General features: G+C 65.1%; 15 protein-coding genes and 1 pseudogene (1 of these 16 cut by a window edge). 4 read left to right on the top strand and 12 right to left on the bottom strand.

Annotated elements, in window-relative coordinates; genetic code table 11:
- From CTR53_RS08725 to CTR53_RS08715, 3 genes and pseudogenes are all read right to left on the bottom strand, one after another.
- Positions 1-224, bottom strand: a pseudogene (locus tag CTR53_RS08725) (M14 family metallopeptidase) (it extends 806 nt beyond the left edge of the window).
- A 33-nt stretch (positions 225-257) separates the two neighbouring features.
- Positions 258-1,463 carry an acyl-CoA dehydrogenase family protein gene (locus CTR53_RS08720; protein WP_290811463.1) on the bottom strand — a complete coding sequence of 402 codons (1,206 nt, stop codon included), beginning with the start codon at positions 1,461-1,463 and terminating at the stop codon, positions 258-260.
- A 127-nt stretch (positions 1,464-1,590) separates the two neighbouring features.
- Positions 1,591-2,046 carry a nucleoside deaminase gene (locus tag CTR53_RS08715; protein ID WP_290811460.1) on the bottom strand — a complete coding sequence of 152 codons (456 nt, stop codon included), beginning with the start codon at positions 2,044-2,046 and terminating at the stop codon, positions 1,591-1,593.
- 79 nt (positions 2,047-2,125) lie between these two features.
- Here CTR53_RS08715 and CTR53_RS08710 point away from each other — a divergent pair, with 79 nt between their 5' ends.
- Genes CTR53_RS08710 through rsmD form a run of 3 tightly spaced genes read left to right on the top strand, consistent with a single transcriptional unit; the run spans position 2,126 to position 4,207 of the window.
- Entirely contained in the window at positions 2,126-2,860 is a 735-nt protein-coding gene (locus CTR53_RS08710; protein ID WP_290811456.1) for a gamma-glutamyl-gamma-aminobutyrate hydrolase family protein, read from the top strand.
- Positions 2,857-3,618 carry a pseudouridine synthase gene (locus CTR53_RS08705; RefSeq protein WP_290811453.1) on the top strand — a complete coding sequence of 254 codons (762 nt, stop codon included), beginning with the start codon at positions 2,857-2,859 and terminating at the stop codon, positions 3,616-3,618. Before CTR53_RS08710 ends, CTR53_RS08705 begins: the two co-directional genes overlap by 4 nt.
- A 10-nt stretch (positions 3,619-3,628) precedes the next feature.
- On the top strand, positions 3,629-4,207 hold the full coding sequence (gene rsmD, locus CTR53_RS08700; protein WP_290811450.1) for a 16S rRNA (guanine(966)-N(2))-methyltransferase RsmD: 579 nt from the start codon (positions 3,629-3,631) through the stop codon (positions 4,205-4,207).
- Positions 4,208-4,416: 209 nt separating this feature from the next.
- Here the strand turns inward: rsmD and CTR53_RS08695 are convergent, their stop codons facing one another.
- Positions 4,417-5,502 (bottom strand): AraC family transcriptional regulator, encoded by a 1,086-nt coding sequence (locus CTR53_RS08695; RefSeq protein WP_290811447.1) that lies wholly within the window; start codon positions 5,500-5,502, stop codon positions 4,417-4,419.
- A 199-nt stretch (positions 5,503-5,701) separates the two neighbouring features.
- On the opposite strand from CTR53_RS08695, the gene CTR53_RS08690 reads away from it, so the two are divergent.
- Complete coding sequence (locus tag CTR53_RS08690) at positions 5,702-5,947, top strand: hypothetical protein (RefSeq protein WP_290811444.1); 246 nt, start codon at positions 5,702-5,704, stop codon at positions 5,945-5,947.
- A 196-nt stretch (positions 5,948-6,143) separates the two neighbouring features.
- On the opposite strand, the gene CTR53_RS08685 is transcribed toward CTR53_RS08690, so the two are convergent.
- The 8 genes from CTR53_RS08685 to CTR53_RS21255 all read right to left on the bottom strand — a co-directional run bounded on the left by CTR53_RS08685 (position 6,144) and on the right by CTR53_RS21255 (position 14,970).
- The gene (locus tag CTR53_RS08685; protein WP_290811441.1) at positions 6,144-6,755 is read right to left on the bottom strand and encodes a pyridoxamine 5'-phosphate oxidase family protein; all 612 of its coding nucleotides are present in this window, start codon (positions 6,753-6,755) and stop codon (positions 6,144-6,146) included.
- A 183-nt stretch (positions 6,756-6,938) separates the two neighbouring features.
- Positions 6,939-8,075, bottom strand: a complete 1,137-nt coding sequence (locus tag CTR53_RS08680) for a helix-turn-helix transcriptional regulator (protein WP_290811438.1) — start codon at positions 8,073-8,075, stop codon at positions 6,939-6,941.
- 153 nt (positions 8,076-8,228) lie between these two features.
- Positions 8,229-9,053: a flagellin gene (locus tag CTR53_RS08675; protein ID WP_290811435.1), complete on the bottom strand. Its 825-nt coding sequence runs from the start codon at positions 9,051-9,053 to the stop codon at positions 8,229-8,231.
- 288 nt (positions 9,054-9,341) lie between these two features.
- A complete protein-coding gene (gene mutL, locus CTR53_RS08670) occupies positions 9,342-11,249 on the bottom strand; it encodes a DNA mismatch repair endonuclease MutL (protein ID WP_290811432.1) in 1,908 nt (635 codons plus the stop codon).
- A gap of 4 nt (positions 11,250-11,253) precedes the next feature.
- Positions 11,254-12,591, bottom strand: a complete 1,338-nt coding sequence (locus CTR53_RS08665; protein WP_290811429.1) for a pitrilysin family protein — start codon at positions 12,589-12,591, stop codon at positions 11,254-11,256.
- Positions 12,592-12,595: 4 nt separating this feature from the next.
- Positions 12,596-13,930 carry a pitrilysin family protein gene (locus tag CTR53_RS08660; RefSeq protein WP_290811427.1) on the bottom strand — a complete coding sequence of 445 codons (1,335 nt, stop codon included), beginning with the start codon at positions 13,928-13,930 and terminating at the stop codon, positions 12,596-12,598.
- 28 nt (positions 13,931-13,958) lie between these two features.
- Positions 13,959-14,573, bottom strand: coding sequence for a DUF3035 domain-containing protein (locus CTR53_RS08655; RefSeq protein WP_290811425.1), 615 nt, complete (start codon positions 14,571-14,573; stop codon positions 13,959-13,961).
- Between the two features lie 181 nt (positions 14,574-14,754).
- Positions 14,755-14,970: a sensor histidine kinase gene (locus tag CTR53_RS21255; protein ID WP_367158958.1), complete on the bottom strand. Its 216-nt coding sequence runs from the start codon at positions 14,968-14,970 to the stop codon at positions 14,755-14,757.
- Positions 14,971-15,071: the final 101 nt, after the last annotated feature.

Raw genomic sequence — 15,071 nt, 5'->3', positions numbered from 1 at the left:
CCGCAGAAACCTTCGGCGCCATGCGTGCCCGAGATGGTGAGATAAACGCGCTCGGCCTTCTCCGATCCCAGCAGTGCGACGTCGGTGGTCAGCGTCTCGCCCTTCGGCCCCTTGGCGTTGGGATTCTCGAAAGACACGAGCTTGGCGCCTGCATCCGTAGCGGCGGCGCGGAACTTGTCCCGCGCCTCGCCATAGGTGGCGGAGAAATACGATTCAACAGTCATGGGGAGGCTCTCTTTTTTTGGTCTAAGGCAGTGTCAGTTCCAGCGCGACAGTTCGAGGCGGCCGATCTGGTTGCGATGCACTTCATCCGGACCGTCGGCGAAGCGCAGCGTGCGGGCCTGGGCGTAGGCAGCGGCGAGACCGAAATCTTCCGATACGCCGGCTGCGCCATGCACCTGCATGGCCCAGTCGATCACCTGGCAGGCCATCACCGGCGCCGCCACCTTGATCATGGCGATCTCCTTGCGTGCCGCCTTGTTGCCCACGGTGTCCATCTTCCAGGCCGCATGCAGCGTCAGGAAGCGGGCCTGATCGATCATGATGCGGGCATCGGCGATACGCTCCAGCGTCACCGTCTGGTCCGCCACCGGCTTGCCGAAGGCGACGCGGCTCTTGGCGCGCTTGCACATCTTCTCCAGCGCGCGCTCGGCCTGGCCGATCAGGCGCATGCAGTGATGGATGCGGCCCGGGCCGAGACGTCCCTGCGCGATCTCGAAACCGCGGCCTTCGCCCAGCAGCATGTTGGACGCCGGCACGCGCACATTCTCGAAGGTCACTTCGCCATGGCCGTGCGGCGCATCGTCATAGCCGAAGACCGGCAGCATGCGCAGCACGTTGACGCCCGGCGCATCGCGCGGCACCAGGATCATCGACTGCTGCTTGTACTTGTCGGGATTCTTCGCGTCGGACTTGCCCATGAAGATCAGGATTTTGCAGCGCGGATCGCCGATCCCCGAGGTCCACCACTTGCGGCCGTTGATCACGTAGGAGTCGCCGTCCTTACGGATTTCGGATTCGATGTTGGTGGCATCCGACGAGGCGACGGCCGGTTCGGTCATCGCGAAGGCCGAACGGATCTTGCCGGCCAGCAGCGGCTCCAGCCATTCCTTCTTGTGCTCGTCGGTGCCGTAGCGCTCCAGCACTTCCATGTTGCCGGTATCGGGCGCCGAGCAGTTGAACACTTCAGGCGCCCAGTGCACGCGGCCCATGATTTCGCACAGCGTGGCATATTCGTGATTCTTCAGGCCGGCGCCGCGCTTGGATTCCGGCAGGAACAGGTTCCACAGACCTTGCGCCTTGGCCTTTTCCTTCAGTTCTTCCACCACGGCAGTGGGCTGCCAGCGGTCGCCCTTGGCGACTTCCTCGTGGAAGCGGTGCTCGTTCGGATAGACATGGTCGTCCATGAAGCGGGCGACGCGTTCCTGCAGGTCTTTGACCTTGTCGGAAAATTCGAAGTCCATGTTTCGTCCCTTTGTTTTCAAGTTAACCGATAGCGGATACAGGGCCGAGTTTAGGCCCGCCCAGTCGCTTCGGCTAGAGACTGGCGCTTCGGCCAGGATTGAACCAATCGCGGCGATTGGGACGGTACTATCGCCTCGCGGTGAAAAAACCGCGCAGCAGTTCGGCCGCTGCAACCTCGCCGATACCCGCATAGACCTCGGGCCGGTGATGGCAGGTCGATTGCGCGAAGAACCGCCCGCCATGGGCGACGCCGCCGCCCTTGGGATCGTCGGCGCCGTAATATAACCGCCGCAGACGGGCAAAGCTGATCGCACCCGCACACATCGCGCAGGGCTCCAGGGTGACGTAAAGATCGCAACCGCTTAGCCGCTCCGCTCCCAGCGTCGCGGCAGCCTGGCGGATCGCCAGCACCTCGGCATGGGCGGTCGGATCGTTGCGCAGCCGCGTCTCGTTGCCCGCCCGGGCCACAATGGCGCCGGCACCATCCACGATCACGGCGCCGACCGGCACTTCGCCGCGTCCAGCTGCCAGCCGGGCCTCGTCCAGCGCGATGTCCATGGGGGTTTTGGCAGTCTCCGTCATGGCGCGGAGGGTGCTGGAGGCTTCCCCGAACGTCAAGCGACCCCTCGTCATTTCAGGCTGCCCGGCCTATAAGATGGCCATGAACCAGCTCAGTCCGACACGCCCGCCCCTGATCGGCATCACCCTCGATTCCGAGGAGCCGGGCGGCTATTCGAAATTCCCCTGGTATGCGCTGCGGCAGAATTACTGCTCGGCGGTGACCCAGACCGGCGGCCTGCCGCTGGTGCTGCCGCATGAGCCCGACGCCGTGCCGGCCTATCTCGACCTGCTGGACGGCCTGATCGTCACCGGCGGCAATTTCGATGTCGACCCCGCCCTGTTCGGCGCCGCCGAGACGCATGACACCGTGAAGGTGAAGGCGGCGCGCACCCAGTTCGAATGGGCGATCACCCGCGGCATGCTGGACCGCAACAAGCCGGTCTTCGGCATCTGCGGCGGACAGCAGCTCTTGAATGTCGTGCTGGGTGGCACGCTGATCCAGCATATCCCCGACAGCGTGAGCAATCCGCTGGCGCATGAGCAGCCCAATCCGCGCGACCAGGCCGGTCATCCCGTCAAGGTGAGCGCCAACACGCTGCTGCGCCGCATCGTCGGCACCGACGAACTGCCGGTCAATTCGGCGCATCACCAGGCGGTGGATGCCGTGGCGCCCGGTGCGGTTTGCGATGCCGTTGCGCCCGACGGCGTGATCGAGGGTATCGAGCATCCGGGCTACACATTCTGCCTCGGCGTGCAGTGGCATCCGGAATTCTTCATCAGCGAAGGCGACCGCAAACTGTTTGCCGCCTTCATCGCCGCCTGCAAAAAGCCATGAGCGACGACAAGGACGACAATAGCGGCGGCGAGCGTATCGCCAAACGCATGGCACGCGCCGGCCTGTGTTCGCGCCGCGATGCCGAACGCTGGATCGCCGAGGGCCGCGTCATGGTCAACGGCCGGAAGCTCGATACGCCGGCCTGCGTGGTCACCGATGCCGACGTGATCCTGGTCAACGGCAAGCCGCTGGCCGGCGCGGCCAAGACCCAGCTCTGGCTCTACCACAAGCCGCGCGGCCTGATGACCACGCACAGGGATCCGCAGGGCCGGCCCACCGTGTTCGACAACCTGCCCACCGGCCTGCCGCGCGTGATCTCGGTCGGCCGGCTGGATTTCAATTCCGAAGGCCTGCTGCTGCTGACCAACGACGGCGAACTGGCACGCCGGCTGGAACTGCCGAGCACCGGCTGGCTGCGCAGATATCGCGTGCGCGTGAACGGCCTGCCGCACAAGCAGCATCTGGCCGAACTGGAAAAAGGCGTCAGCATCGAAGGCGTCAACTACGGCCCGATCACGGCCAGCGTCGAGCGCAGCCAGGGCGACAACACCTGGCTGGTGATCGGCCTGCGCGAAGGCAAGAACCGCGAGGTGCGCCGCGTGATGGAGCATCTCGGCCACCAGGTCAGCCGCCTGATCCGCACCGCCTACGGTCCCTTCCAGCTCGGCGCCATCGAGCCCGGCAAGGTGAAGGAAGTGCCGGGCAAGGTGATCAGGGAACAGATCGGCGGCGCGCAGAAGCCTGCCCCGAAAAAATGAGGATTGCCCGGTGCGCATAGTCGGGGGCACACATCGCGGCCGGCCGATTGCCGCGCCGCCCGACAAGACCACGCGGCCCACGACAGACCGGGTGCGCGAATCGCTGTTCAACATGCTGCTGCATTCGCCCAGCCTGATGACCGATGCGGGCAAGACGCGGCTGGACGGCGGCATCGTGGTCGATCCCTTCGCGGGCTCGGGCGCGCTCAGCTTCGAGGCGCTGTCGCGCGGCGCGGCGCACTCTTACCTGTTCGAGATCGACCCGGCAGCGCGGCGCTGCATCCTGCGCAATGCCGACACGCTCGACCTCGGCCGCCAGATCACGCTCCGCGGCGCCGATGCACTCAACCCCGGCCCTGCCCCCGCCCCGGCCGACCTGGTACTGATGGACCCGCCGTACCGCTCCGGGATCGGTACCCAGGCGCTGACCGCGCTGACGCAGGCCGGCTGGCTGAAATCCGACGCGCTGGTGATCGTGGAAACCGACGCGAAAGGAAGTTTCGCGATTCCGCCGGGATTCGCCCTGCTGGAAGAGCGCCAGCAAGGCCCCGCGCGCCTGACCTTCCTGCTGCGTGAAACGCATAAATAAGTGAAAATACTAACTTTTACTGGCTGCCCGGAGCGTCTTATCCGGAGCTTTTCAGGCGCTTGTCCGGCTTCAAAGCGGGCTTAATTCGACCCTTATTCGATGCTTATTTGCGCTTATCGGATGCTTATAGCGTGCTTATTCCGTGAAACATCCTGTGAAACGTAAGCCGTATAAAGAACAATACAGGAACTTAGATCTTTCGGCAAGTCTCATTCCGTCGTCAAGGTGCCGGTCTGCGCCAGCGTGTAGCCCCACTGCCACATCAGTTCGGCATCCTCCTTCGCCGAGCTGCCGCCCAGCCCCTTGGCGGACATCTGCACCAGCTCGATCCGCGTCACCATCTGCGACGGCTGGTTGCCGGCATCGCGCGCCTCGCGCGGGGTCATGCCGAAATAGTCGCGGAACATGTTGCTGAAATGGCTCGGCGAGACGAAGCCATGTTCCAGCGCGATATCGAAGATGCGGCGATGTCCCTGCGTGGCAATCGCCTTGAAGCAGGCCATCAGGCGGCGACGCTGGATATGTTCGCGCACGCCGCCCAGCGGCTTGAACAGGCGATACAGCGTGGCGCGCGAGCAGCGGAACTGGCGGCACAGGCTTTCGACGCTGAGCTCGGGACTGCGCAGATGCCGGTCGATGAAGCTGCACATGGTGCGCAATGTGGCCTGCTGCGCGGCGCTGGCGGTGATGTCGCCGCCCTGCACCAGCGCACCGAGCAGGCCGAGCGAGCCTTGCGTGATGGCAGCGGTTTCGGCCGTGGTGGCACGGGACAGGCTGTGCTTCAGCGCCATCATATGATGGCAGAAGACCTGCGCGCTGGCCGAGCCGTGGGTGAAAATGCCGCCCAGCGCATCGGTCAGCTGAGGAATTTCGCGGCGCACCAGTTCGCGCGGCAGGATCAGCAGCAGCACCTCCGAATCCTCGGACTGCGCCTCGATCTCGTAGGCCAGGTTGACCGCGAAGATGTTGCCCGGCTGCTCGACATATTCGGCGTCGCCGTTAACCACCTGGTTGCGACCGCGCACGAAATACTGCAGCGACAGATGGTCGGTGTCGTCATGCCGCGCCATCATCGCCATGTCGCGGCGGAAGCGCTGGGCTTCAAATTTCGAGTCCATGAACAGCGCCTGGCCAAGATGATACTGATGTATCTCGGGCGGCGTCTTCGACTGCGACGGGTCGAGTATCGGCTGGGCATCGAAATAGGCGGCAATCGACTGGCTGAACAGCGGCTGCAGCCATTCATCCGGCGCCAGCCCGCGCGCCAGCGATGCCTTTGGTATTTTCGGTGCCATATGTCCTCAATCCCCGGCGCAAGTTTTCCCATGCACCACCCGGCAAGGCAATCGCGGAGTGGCCCGGAGTTCCCCTGGCGGAGGCAATGAGACAGGGAGGCAAGGCTTTCGAGCAGTACGGACAAGACAAGTTGTGTCGGGCGGGCTAGTATTCCCGCTATGGCCTGAATGGCCATGACATCTCCAGAAGGGGGATACCATGACCCGAAAATACCAACAGATTTCACCGCCGGATTCCGTTATTTCCGTCGCCGCCTGCGGCAGCGCGATCCGCGACATTCCCGCTCCAGACAACTCGATGCTCGCAGCGCCGCCCGGTGTCGATCTGGCGGCGGAAGCAGCGGCCCTGGAAGCCTGCCAGGTGTCTGCCCTGCTGGCATCGGGGATGCTGTCGCTGACGAACCTGAGATCCGACGCGATGCCCCGGCTGCTGCACCGCGCGTAGCAGTGCTGGTCGTTATGGCCCAGGTATTTCTGGCCCATGTATTTTGTCCCGGTATTTCTGGCCTTGGCAGCGCTCTGGCCATGACGCGCTGATCCGGGGCCGGCAGAGACGAGGTCCGCTTACCGAGGGGGTGCGGCGGACCTCGTGCCCTGTTCCGTAGTCACCACATGCTGGCGCATACCCACGTGGGCGCCCATTACCACATGGTAGCGCGGGAGCGTTCCGGCCATTCGCGGTCGTAGCTCTCGCCGCCCACCCTGCCCTTGCTGAGCGCGGCCAGGATCTGCCCTGCCGTAGGCAGCGTCTTCGGATCGACATGCAGCGCCGGATTCCACAGATCGGCGCGCGCAATGGCGCGGGCGCACTGGAAATAGACGCTGTCGACCGCAATCACCATCACCGACCGCGGCGCCTTGCCTTCCATGAGGAAGCTGTCGAGCAAGGCCGGATCGGTCTCAAGATGGGCGCGACCATTCACCCGCAGCGTATTGCCCGAACCGGGAATGACGAACAGCAACCCGACGCGCGGATCGCGCACGATATTGCGCAATGTATCGACACGGTTGTTACCGCGGCGATCGGGCAGCATCAGGGTGCGCTCGTCATGCACGCGCACGAATCCGGTCCTGTCGCCGCGCGGCGAGCAGTCGAGGCCTTCCGGCCCGGCAGTGGCAACGATGACGAAGGGTGAGGCTTCGATATAGGCGCGATACTCCGGCGCGATGTAATCGACTTCCTTGGCCAGCGAGGTCTCGCCTGCCTGGCCGTACAGCGCTTCCAGCTCTTCGACAGTTCTGATGATGGTCATTGCGGCATCCCCAATCGGCAATTCGAACAAGAGACGGTATGCCGCTGTTGTGCCACGGTCCCGCGCGCGAACCAATGGATCGCAGTGCGATGGGTCTATGGATTTCGGTGAAATTTGCGAAGGCCGCGGCGGCAGTATAGTGCAGCGGTGAATTAACGCCGGCCATTCATTTGATGCGCGCCATTACTTGATACGGTGCGGCGCTAGCCGCATCAGCAAATCGAAATGGCGCGACACGCCGAGCTTGCGGTAGAGACCGCGCTGCTGCGTGCGGATGGTGTGGATGCTCAGTCCGGTCTGGCGCGCGATTTCCTTGGGCGGCAGGCCGGCAATCAGGTAATTGGCCAGCCGGCTTTCCGCCGCCGTCAGCCGATAGGCCTGGATCGTGGACTGCAGATCCTGTTTTTCCTGATCGATGATGCGCAGCGCCGCGACAATCGCATTCTCGTCGGTGAAACGGTTCCGCATCACCATGGGAACGGCCTGGATCGCATAGGGTGCGCGCCCCGATGGCCGCGCGATGGTGAGTTCGTTGCGGCCCGGCAGGCTGTGCGGCCCGAGCGAGCCCGCGATCACGGCGGCGGCCAGTTTGCCGATCGCCTCGGTGCCTTCCCATCCGCCGGCAGCGACACCGCCGTCCTTCAGATACAGCCCGTCCATGCCGGCAAAAATGCGCCGGGCATTGTCGTTCACCAGCACGACGCGGCCGGTGGTATCGAGATGCACCACCCCGACCTCCAGGTCGTTGCCCTGCAGCAGATGATGTTCCAGCGACGCATAGACCTGGGAGAAAGCGTCCCGCATCCGGCAGGCCCGCGCCAGATGCGGCAGAACCTGCTGCAGCAGCGCGACGCGCTCCGCATCGAACGGCCCGGCACCGCTCGCGCGCAGGAAACGGAGATAGCCGAACCTGTTTGCGTCATTAAGGAAGGCAACGGTCAGCATGTAGCGCCAGCCGGCCTTGCGATACTGATCGTAGAAATCGGCGGCCTCGCCGCCGTCCTGTTCGTTCAGGTCGTGCCAGAAGAGTGTGCCGACATTGTCCGGCAGCCGCAGCGGCGCGATGAAGGGATCGTGCGCGCAGTAGGCGCTGTCATAGCTGCTGAGCAGGTGGTAATCGTCGGCAATGCCGTGGATATGGCGCACCAGCGGTGCATCGGTGTCGCTCTCGCGCAACACCAGCCGTCCGCTCTCTGCCTCCAGATGCCGGCTGAGCGCGGCCAGCCCGCCTTGCAGCTGGGCGTCGTCGCGCAGGAAGCCGAAAGAAAAGGCTTCCACCAGCCCGTCGAGCATCGCCGTATCTGTCACGCCGGATGTCATCCCCGCGAATCCTGCAACCACGCCCGGCAGCATGCTGTTTTGGCGTTAAGGATACGCAAACGCTGGCACCTGCGACCCCCAGAAACGGTTTGGGGGCGGCCCTTAAGGCCGCCCCCATTCCTAACTCGGTAACTGTGATGCCGTCTGGTCCGATTAACGGAACAGGCTGAGCAGCGTGTTCGGCTGCTGGTTGGCAATCGACAGCGCCTGGATGTTGAGCTGCTGGCGAACCTGCAGAGACTGCAGATTGGCGCTTTCCGCAGCCACGTCGGAGTCGACGAGAGCGCCGAGGCCCTTCTTCGCCGCATCGACCAGGTCGTCGGTGAAGTTCTTCTGCAGGGTCAGAGCGCGGCCTTCGGCAGCGATCGTCGCCATCGCGGTGTTGACGGCGGTTTCCAGAACGGTCAGCGCGTCGTTGGCGGTGGCAAAGTCGGTGGTCGGATCGGTCACCGTCGAGTCACCCTCGAAGGTGGTGATCGCAGCTTCGATGTCCTGATTGGTCAGCTGCAGGGTGGCACCGGCGGTGTCGGCCACGAAGGTCGACGGGTCGGTGGTCGCAGAAATCAACAGGTTCTTGCCGTTGAAGTTCGCCTGCGTGGTGTACGACGTCATCGTGCCGACGAGCTGGGCCACGTCAGCGTTGTAGATGGCGCGCTGGTCGTCGCTGATCGAGCCGCTGCCGAGCAGGGCGAGCTTGGCGCGAATGTCGCCGATCACGTCGGAGATGCCCTTCAGGGCGGCGTTGGTAACCTGGGCGAGACCTTCACCGCCAGCCAGCGAGGACTGGACCGAGGCCTTGGCCTTGATGTCGCCACGGATACCCTGGGCGACAGCGAAAACGGCGGCGTCGTCCTGTGCATCGGCAACGCGATAGCCGGTCTGGACGCGCTTGGAGGTGACGTCGACTTCACGGTTCACCGTCCGCAGCGAGGACAGGGCGATCAGCGCGCCGACATTGGTATTTACGGAATTGGCCATGACGTATTCCTTTCTGGAGATTTCGGGACTCTCTCTGAGCACCAAAGTCCTGGCAATCAGGACGCCTTCGTTATCCTAGCTTCGACGAAAAGGTAAAATCGCTATGTTTGGGTAGATTAACATTTTTATATACCCAAATTTGATTAGTTGTCTATGGTTAATTTTTCCTGAACTACCGGGAAAAACCAGACGCCCCGTCAAATCAGGTACGATCCGCAGTGTAACATTCGGCGCCGAAATGGATACCGGATTCTGCCGTCGGCAGGCGGCAAAAGTCCCTTTTCAGCCTTACCGCCGGCCGAACAGCTTTTCGATATCGGCCAGCTTCAGTTCGACATAGGTCGGGCGGCCGTGATTGCACTGGCCGGAATGCGGCGTCGCCTCCATCTGGCGCAACAGCGCATTCATCTCGTCCAGCGTCAGCCGGCGGCCGGCGCGCACGCTGCCATGGCAGGCCATGGTGCCGCAGACCTCTTCGAGCTTTTCCTTCAGCGGCAGCACATTGCCGTATTCAGCAATCGCGTCGGCCAGGTCGCGCACCAGGTTCTGCACCGCGACATCGCCCAGTAAAGCTGGCACTTCGCGCACCACCACCGCACCGGCGCCGAAAGCTTCCAGAACCAGGCCGAGTTCGGCCAGTTCGGTCGCACGCGCCGCCAGCCTGCCCGCTTCGGCCTCGGTCAGCTCGACCACTTCGGGCAGCAGCAGCGCCTGGCGCGGCACTTTGCCGGCTTCGAGATTGACCTTCATACGCTCGTAAACCAGGCGCTCATGCGCGGCATGCTGGTCGACGATCACGATGCCATCCGCCGTCTGCGCCACGATATAGGTCTCGTGCAGCTGGCCGCGTGCGGCACCCAGCGGATAGCTCTGCAGCGGGACCGGGGCGCTTCCGGCATCTTCATTCCGGGCGGCTGGCGCCAGGCCGTCGGCCTCGGCCGAGACTTCGCCCGAGAAATCCCCCTGGGGCGCATTATAGAGTGCGGCTGCATCGGCCAGCCCCGGCACGGAACTCGGACGCAGGTTGTCATAGCCGCGCCAGCGCGAGGCACCGCCACCGCCAAAGGTGGACTGGCCAGAAGTCCCAAAGGGCAGCGGCATGGTCGGCGCCGATTGCGGGCGCAGCGCACCCAAAGCTGCCTGCGCCACCGTGGTCGACGCGCGATGGCCGGCCTCGGCCAGCGCATGGCGCAGCGCGCCGACGATCAGGCCCCGTACAAGGCCGGGATCGCGGAAGCGCACTTCGGCCTTGGCCGGATGCACGTTGACGTCGACCTGCTCGGCCGGCACCTGCAGGAACAAAGCCACCACCGGATGGCGGTCATGGCTGAGGAAATCCGCGTAGGCGCCTTTCACGGCGCCGACGAACAGCTTGTCGCGCACCGGGCGGCCGTTGACGAAGAGATACTGGTGCTGGGCATTGCCGCGATTGTAGGTCGGCAGACCGGCATAGCCGGTCAGCGCAATGCCTTCGCGCTCGGCCCTGATCGCCACGGCATTGTCGGCGAAGTCGCGGCCGAGGATCTGTTCCAGCCGGCCCAGCCGCTGCAGATCGGGACGCTGCACATCTTCCGGGCCATCCAGCAAATTGTCAGGTACCGCATCGGCGCGGAAACTGGTGCGACCATCCTGTTGTAATGTGAATGCTATACCTGCATGTGCCATTGCCAGCCGCTTGACGATCTCCTGCACGGCAAGGTCTTCGGCGCGGTCGGTCTTGAGGAATTTCAGCCGTGCCGGCACGGCATAGAAGAGATCGCGCACCTCGATGCGGGTGCCCGGACCCGCAGCGGCCGGCTTCACCTGCCCCACCTTGCCTGCATCGACTTCGAGCTGCGATGCGCTGTCGGCGGCCTTCTCGCGGGTGACGATATTCAGCCGCGCCACCGCACCGATCGAAGGCAGCGCCTCGCCGCGGAAACCGAGCCACTGGATGTTCAGCAGATCGTCGCCCGGCAGTTTCGACGTGGCATGGCGTTCGACCGCCACCGGCAGATCGTCGGCCGCCATGCCCTTGCCGTCATCGGCGACGCTGATCAGGGTGCGGCCGCCGGATGTCGTGGCGATGTCGATGCGGCGCGCACCAGCATCGATGGCATTCTCCATCAGTTCCTTCACGGCCGAGGCCGGACGCTCGACCACCTCGCCGGCGGCGATGCGGTTGACCAGGGTTTCCGGCAGGCGACGGATGGACAAAAGCTCAGCCTCCCTGTTTCCCGCCGGGCGTTTCGAGACCGGCCGGCTGGCCGACCACGACCACCAGATAATCGTCGCGCGCAAACAGCCGCTGCGCCACCCGGAGGATATCGTCCTGCGTCACGGCGTTGATCAGGCCGGGATAGGCGTCGATATAGTCCGGCGGCAGGCCGGTATTCTGGATCGCCACCAGCATGCCGGCGATGGCGGCATTCGAGGTCAGCCGCAGCGGGAAGCTGCCGGTCATATAGGATTTCGCCGACGCCATCTCGCCGTCGGTGACGCCCTCTTTCGCCACACGCGCCAGTTCGGCCCGTACCAGCTTCAGCGCATCGCCAACCTGGGCATTGGCGGTGGCCAGCGAACCCGAGACCAGCGCCGCCGCCTTGTAGGGCGTCAGCTGCGTGCCGACCGAATAGACCAGACCGCGCTTTTCGCGCACTTCCTCGAACAGCCGCGAGGTCATGCCGCCGCCGCCCAGGACCTGGTTCAGCACGGTGGCGGCATACCAGTCGGGGTCTTCGCGGGCGATGCCCGGCGCACCGAACAGCACGATGCTCTGCGGATTGGGGAACGGGATCACCACCGGCTGGGCGGCGGTTTTCGGCGTCACCTGCGCCGGCAGCGCCACCGTTGCCTGCGCCGGCAGCGCGCCGAAGCTGGTATCGACCAGGCGGGCGAGATCGTCGGGCGCCACATCGCCGACCGCGCCGATGACGAGATTCGAGCGCGCGAACAACGACCGGGTGAAGCCCGCCAGCGCCGCACGGTCGATGCGTTCCAGGCTTTCGGTGCTGGCGGACGAACGGCGACCGTAGGGATGATCGCCATAGGCCAGCTGGGCAAAGCGTTCGCCCACCAGCGCATTGGGGCTGGCGCGGCTGCGTTCATAGGCGACGCGGGCCTGCGCCTTCACACGCTGCACCGGCTCGTCGTCGAAACGCGGCGCGGTCAATGCCAGTTTCAGCAACTCAAAAGCACGGGCGCGGTTGCGCGTCAGGGTGCGCAGCGTCGCGGTGGTGTAATCGCGGTCCGCGCCGAAGCCCATATCGATGGCGCCATCCTGCAGCGCAATCTGAAAGTCGTCAGCGGAGAGGTCGCCGGCGCCTTCGTTCAGCAGCCCGGTGACCAGTTGGGCAAGGCCCTCCTGCCCGGCCGGATCGCTGGAGGAACCGCCGCGCCAGGTCGCCTGCAGCGAGACGATCGGAATGCTCGGCTCGCGCACGAACCAGACCTCGATGCCGAGTGGCGTTTTGATCCGCTCGATCTTCGGGCCCGCGACGGCGGGCAGCGCTGCACAGACCAGCAACAGGACGGCAATGACGAATTTGCGCATCGGCATGTCCCTAGCTCTGGTCTTTCGGCAACAGGTAACCCGTCACCGAGCGGCGCAGGTCGAACACATGGCGCGCCGCCGCCAGCACCTGTTCGCGGGTGACGGCATCGACCAGCTTGGGCCAGGCCTCGACATCCTCCACCGTCAGGCCGGTGGTGAGCGCGACGCCGAAGATGCGCGCCGCACCCGACAGGCTGTCGCGGGCATAGATCGTCTCGGCCTGCATGCCGGTGCGGGCGAGCCGCATTTCCTCGTCCGTCACGCCATTGGCGAGCAGGTCGGCGATCACCTTGTCCAATGCAGCTTCCACCTCTTCCAGCTTGCGGCCGTTCTTGGGCGAGGCGCTGAAGCCGAAGGTGCTCTGGTCGAGCGACATCGAACTGTACCAAGCGCTGGCAGAGACGGCCGGACCGTCGCCCTGCACCAGCGACTTGTGCAAGCGGCCGGTCGGCGCATTGAGGATTTCGGACAGCACGGCGAGCGGCACGGCATGCTGCTTTTCGCCCGCCGTGCGGCTCGGCGCCAGATAGCTGCGCCGCATCGAGGGCTGCACGACACGGGCATCCGACATGCTGAGGCGGCGCGCGGCCAGCTGGTTCGGCTCCTGCGGCCGGAAACGCGGCGGGATCGGGCGCATCGGGATCAGGCCGTAATATTTCTCGGCCAGCGCTCGCAACTCGCCGGGCCGCACATCGCCGGCCACGACCAGGATGGCGTTGTTCGGCGCGTAATGGCTGCGATAGAAAGTCATCGCGTCGTTCAGCGTCAGCCGCTGGATCTCCGCCGGCCAGCCGATCACCGGACGGCCATACGGGTGGCTGAGATACTGCGCGGCGTCGAGCTGCTCGCCGAACAGCGCGCCCGGGCTGTTGTCGGTGCGGCTGAGGCGCTCTTCCATCACCACCTGCAGCTCGGGCTTGGCATCCGACGCTTTCGGGTCCAGCTCGCTCATGCGATCGGCTTCCATGCTCATCACCAGTTCGAGCCGGTCGCGCGCAATGGTCTGGAAATAGCCGGTATAGTCCGACGAGGTGAAGGCATTGTCGCGGCCGCCTTCGCGCGCCACGATCTTGGAGAAATCGCCGGGCAGCACATTCGGCGTGCCCTTGAACATCAGGTGTTCGAGATAATGCGCCACACCCGACACGCCCGGCTGTTCGTCGGCGGCGCCGACCCTGTACCACACCATGTGATGCACGACGGGGGCACGGTGATCCTCGATCAGGACCACCTGCATGCCGTTGCCGAGCATGAACTGCGTCGGATTGAAGATCTGGGCCCGGCTGTCCGCGGCCATGCCCGCGAGACAGAAGACGGCGGACAGGGCGGCGATCAGTTTACGCACAGGCGGCTCCGTCGGCTGGAAGACTCCGTCAGAAAATTCCCTCAAGCGGGCCGCGTTCGCGCCGCTTGATGGTCGGGACGGTGCCGGCGGTGAGCGGCTTGCCGGTGGCGGCATTCTCGCGCAGGCGCTGGGCCTCCTTGGCCGGATCGATGGCGACGCCCGGATCGGTCGGCCCCTGCCAGAACATCAGGCGGTCGACAAAGCGGCTGTCGCGTTCGGCCAGCTGGGTGAATTCGTCATTCACCTTGCGGCGGATATCAGGATCGACGTTGCTGGCCTTGGCCTGGCTCAGCAGCGCCTGCTCACCGGCGGAGCGCGGCGTGGCAGCCGGCGCGGCGCGGCGGCCCAGCGGCGTGATCTGGCCGGCGGCATCGGTGCTGGCACCGCCGAAGGCCGCAGCGGCACGGTCGCGCGCCGGCACTTCCTGCGGACGCGGCGCGCCGGGTTCGGGCGGGCGCAGGCCGAATTCGGGTGGCAGCACCAGCGGAGCCTTGGTCACGACGACGAATTCGTCCGGCGACTTCTTGGTGATGCCGAGCGCCTCGCGCGTACTGTCGCAGCCGGCCAGCGCCAGGCTGCCGGCGGCGAGCGCGGCAAGGCTCAGCAGGCGCAGAGGTCGGCCGGCAAGGATCGGTCGACGCATGAAACAGTTCCTTCTCGAACGCGAGGCCAGAATGAAGCGGGGCCGGAATGACGTGAGGCGGGGATTTTAGCCTCGGGCATGGCGGCGGCACAAGGGCGCGCCCCGGTCCGGACGTGCACAGAACACTGCGGTTTTCCGCCGCCGTTACACCCCGTTCAGGCCGGCATGGCCAGCGGAGGGATCAGGCGCCTCCGGGCGACCGGCCGGGCAGCCGCATGGTGGCGACCGTACCCCCCGATTCGCCGCGCTCGATCGACAGCGTGCCGCCATGCAGCTCGACGAATTTGCGGCTGATCGCCAGGCCGAGACCGGTGCCCTCGCTGCGCCGGCGGATATTCGGATCGCCCTGCCAGAAGGGCTCGAAAATCCGGCTCAGGTCTTCCGGCCGGATNNGCATTGGACAGCAGGTTGAGCAGCACCTGCTTGATCGCGCGTGCATCGATGCGCACCGACGGCAATGCGGTGGGGAATTCATCGATCAGGTCGATATCGGCATCC

The organism is Ferrovibrio sp., from assembly GCF_002796975.1.
Lineage (GTDB): Bacteria > Pseudomonadota > Alphaproteobacteria > Ferrovibrionales > Ferrovibrionaceae > Ferrovibrio.
This window is presented reverse-complemented; position numbering and strand designations above follow the sequence as displayed.

What these genes read in the sequence shown, in the direction of transcription:
- CTR53_RS08685 (WP_290811441.1), bottom strand. Translation starts at nt 6,755, where the DNA reads ATGACCATCATCAGAACTGTCGAAGAGCTGGAAGCGCTGTACGGCCAG.
- CTR53_RS08655 (WP_290811425.1), bottom strand. Translation starts at nt 14,573, where the DNA reads ATGCGTCGACCGATCCTTGCCGGCCGACCTCTGCGCCTGCTGAGCCTT.
- CTR53_RS08690 (WP_290811444.1), top strand. Translation starts at nt 5,702, where the DNA reads ATGACCCGAAAATACCAACAGATTTCACCGCCGGATTCCGTTATTTCC.
- CTR53_RS08665 (WP_290811429.1), bottom strand. Translation starts at nt 12,591, where the DNA reads ATGCCGATGCGCAAATTCGTCATTGCCGTCCTGTTGCTGGTCTGTGCA.
- CTR53_RS08720 (WP_290811463.1), bottom strand. Translation starts at nt 1,463, where the DNA reads ATGGACTTCGAATTTTCCGACAAGGTCAAAGACCTGCAGGAACGCGTC.
- CTR53_RS08695 (WP_290811447.1), bottom strand. Translation starts at nt 5,502, where the DNA reads ATGGCACCGAAAATACCAAAGGCATCGCTGGCGCGCGGGCTGGCGCCG.
- CTR53_RS08710 (WP_290811456.1), top strand. Translation starts at nt 2,126, where the DNA reads ATGAACCAGCTCAGTCCGACACGCCCGCCCCTGATCGGCATCACCCTC.
- CTR53_RS08715 (WP_290811460.1), bottom strand. Translation starts at nt 2,046, where the DNA reads ATGACGGAGACTGCCAAAACCCCCATGGACATCGCGCTGGACGAGGCC.
- CTR53_RS08705 (WP_290811453.1), top strand. Translation starts at nt 2,857, where the DNA reads ATGAGCGACGACAAGGACGACAATAGCGGCGGCGAGCGTATCGCCAAA.
- CTR53_RS08675 (WP_290811435.1), bottom strand. Translation starts at nt 9,053, where the DNA reads ATGGCCAATTCCGTAAATACCAATGTCGGCGCGCTGATCGCCCTGTCC.
- CTR53_RS08680 (WP_290811438.1), bottom strand. Translation starts at nt 8,075, where the DNA reads ATGACATCCGGCGTGACAGATACGGCGATGCTCGACGGGCTGGTGGAA.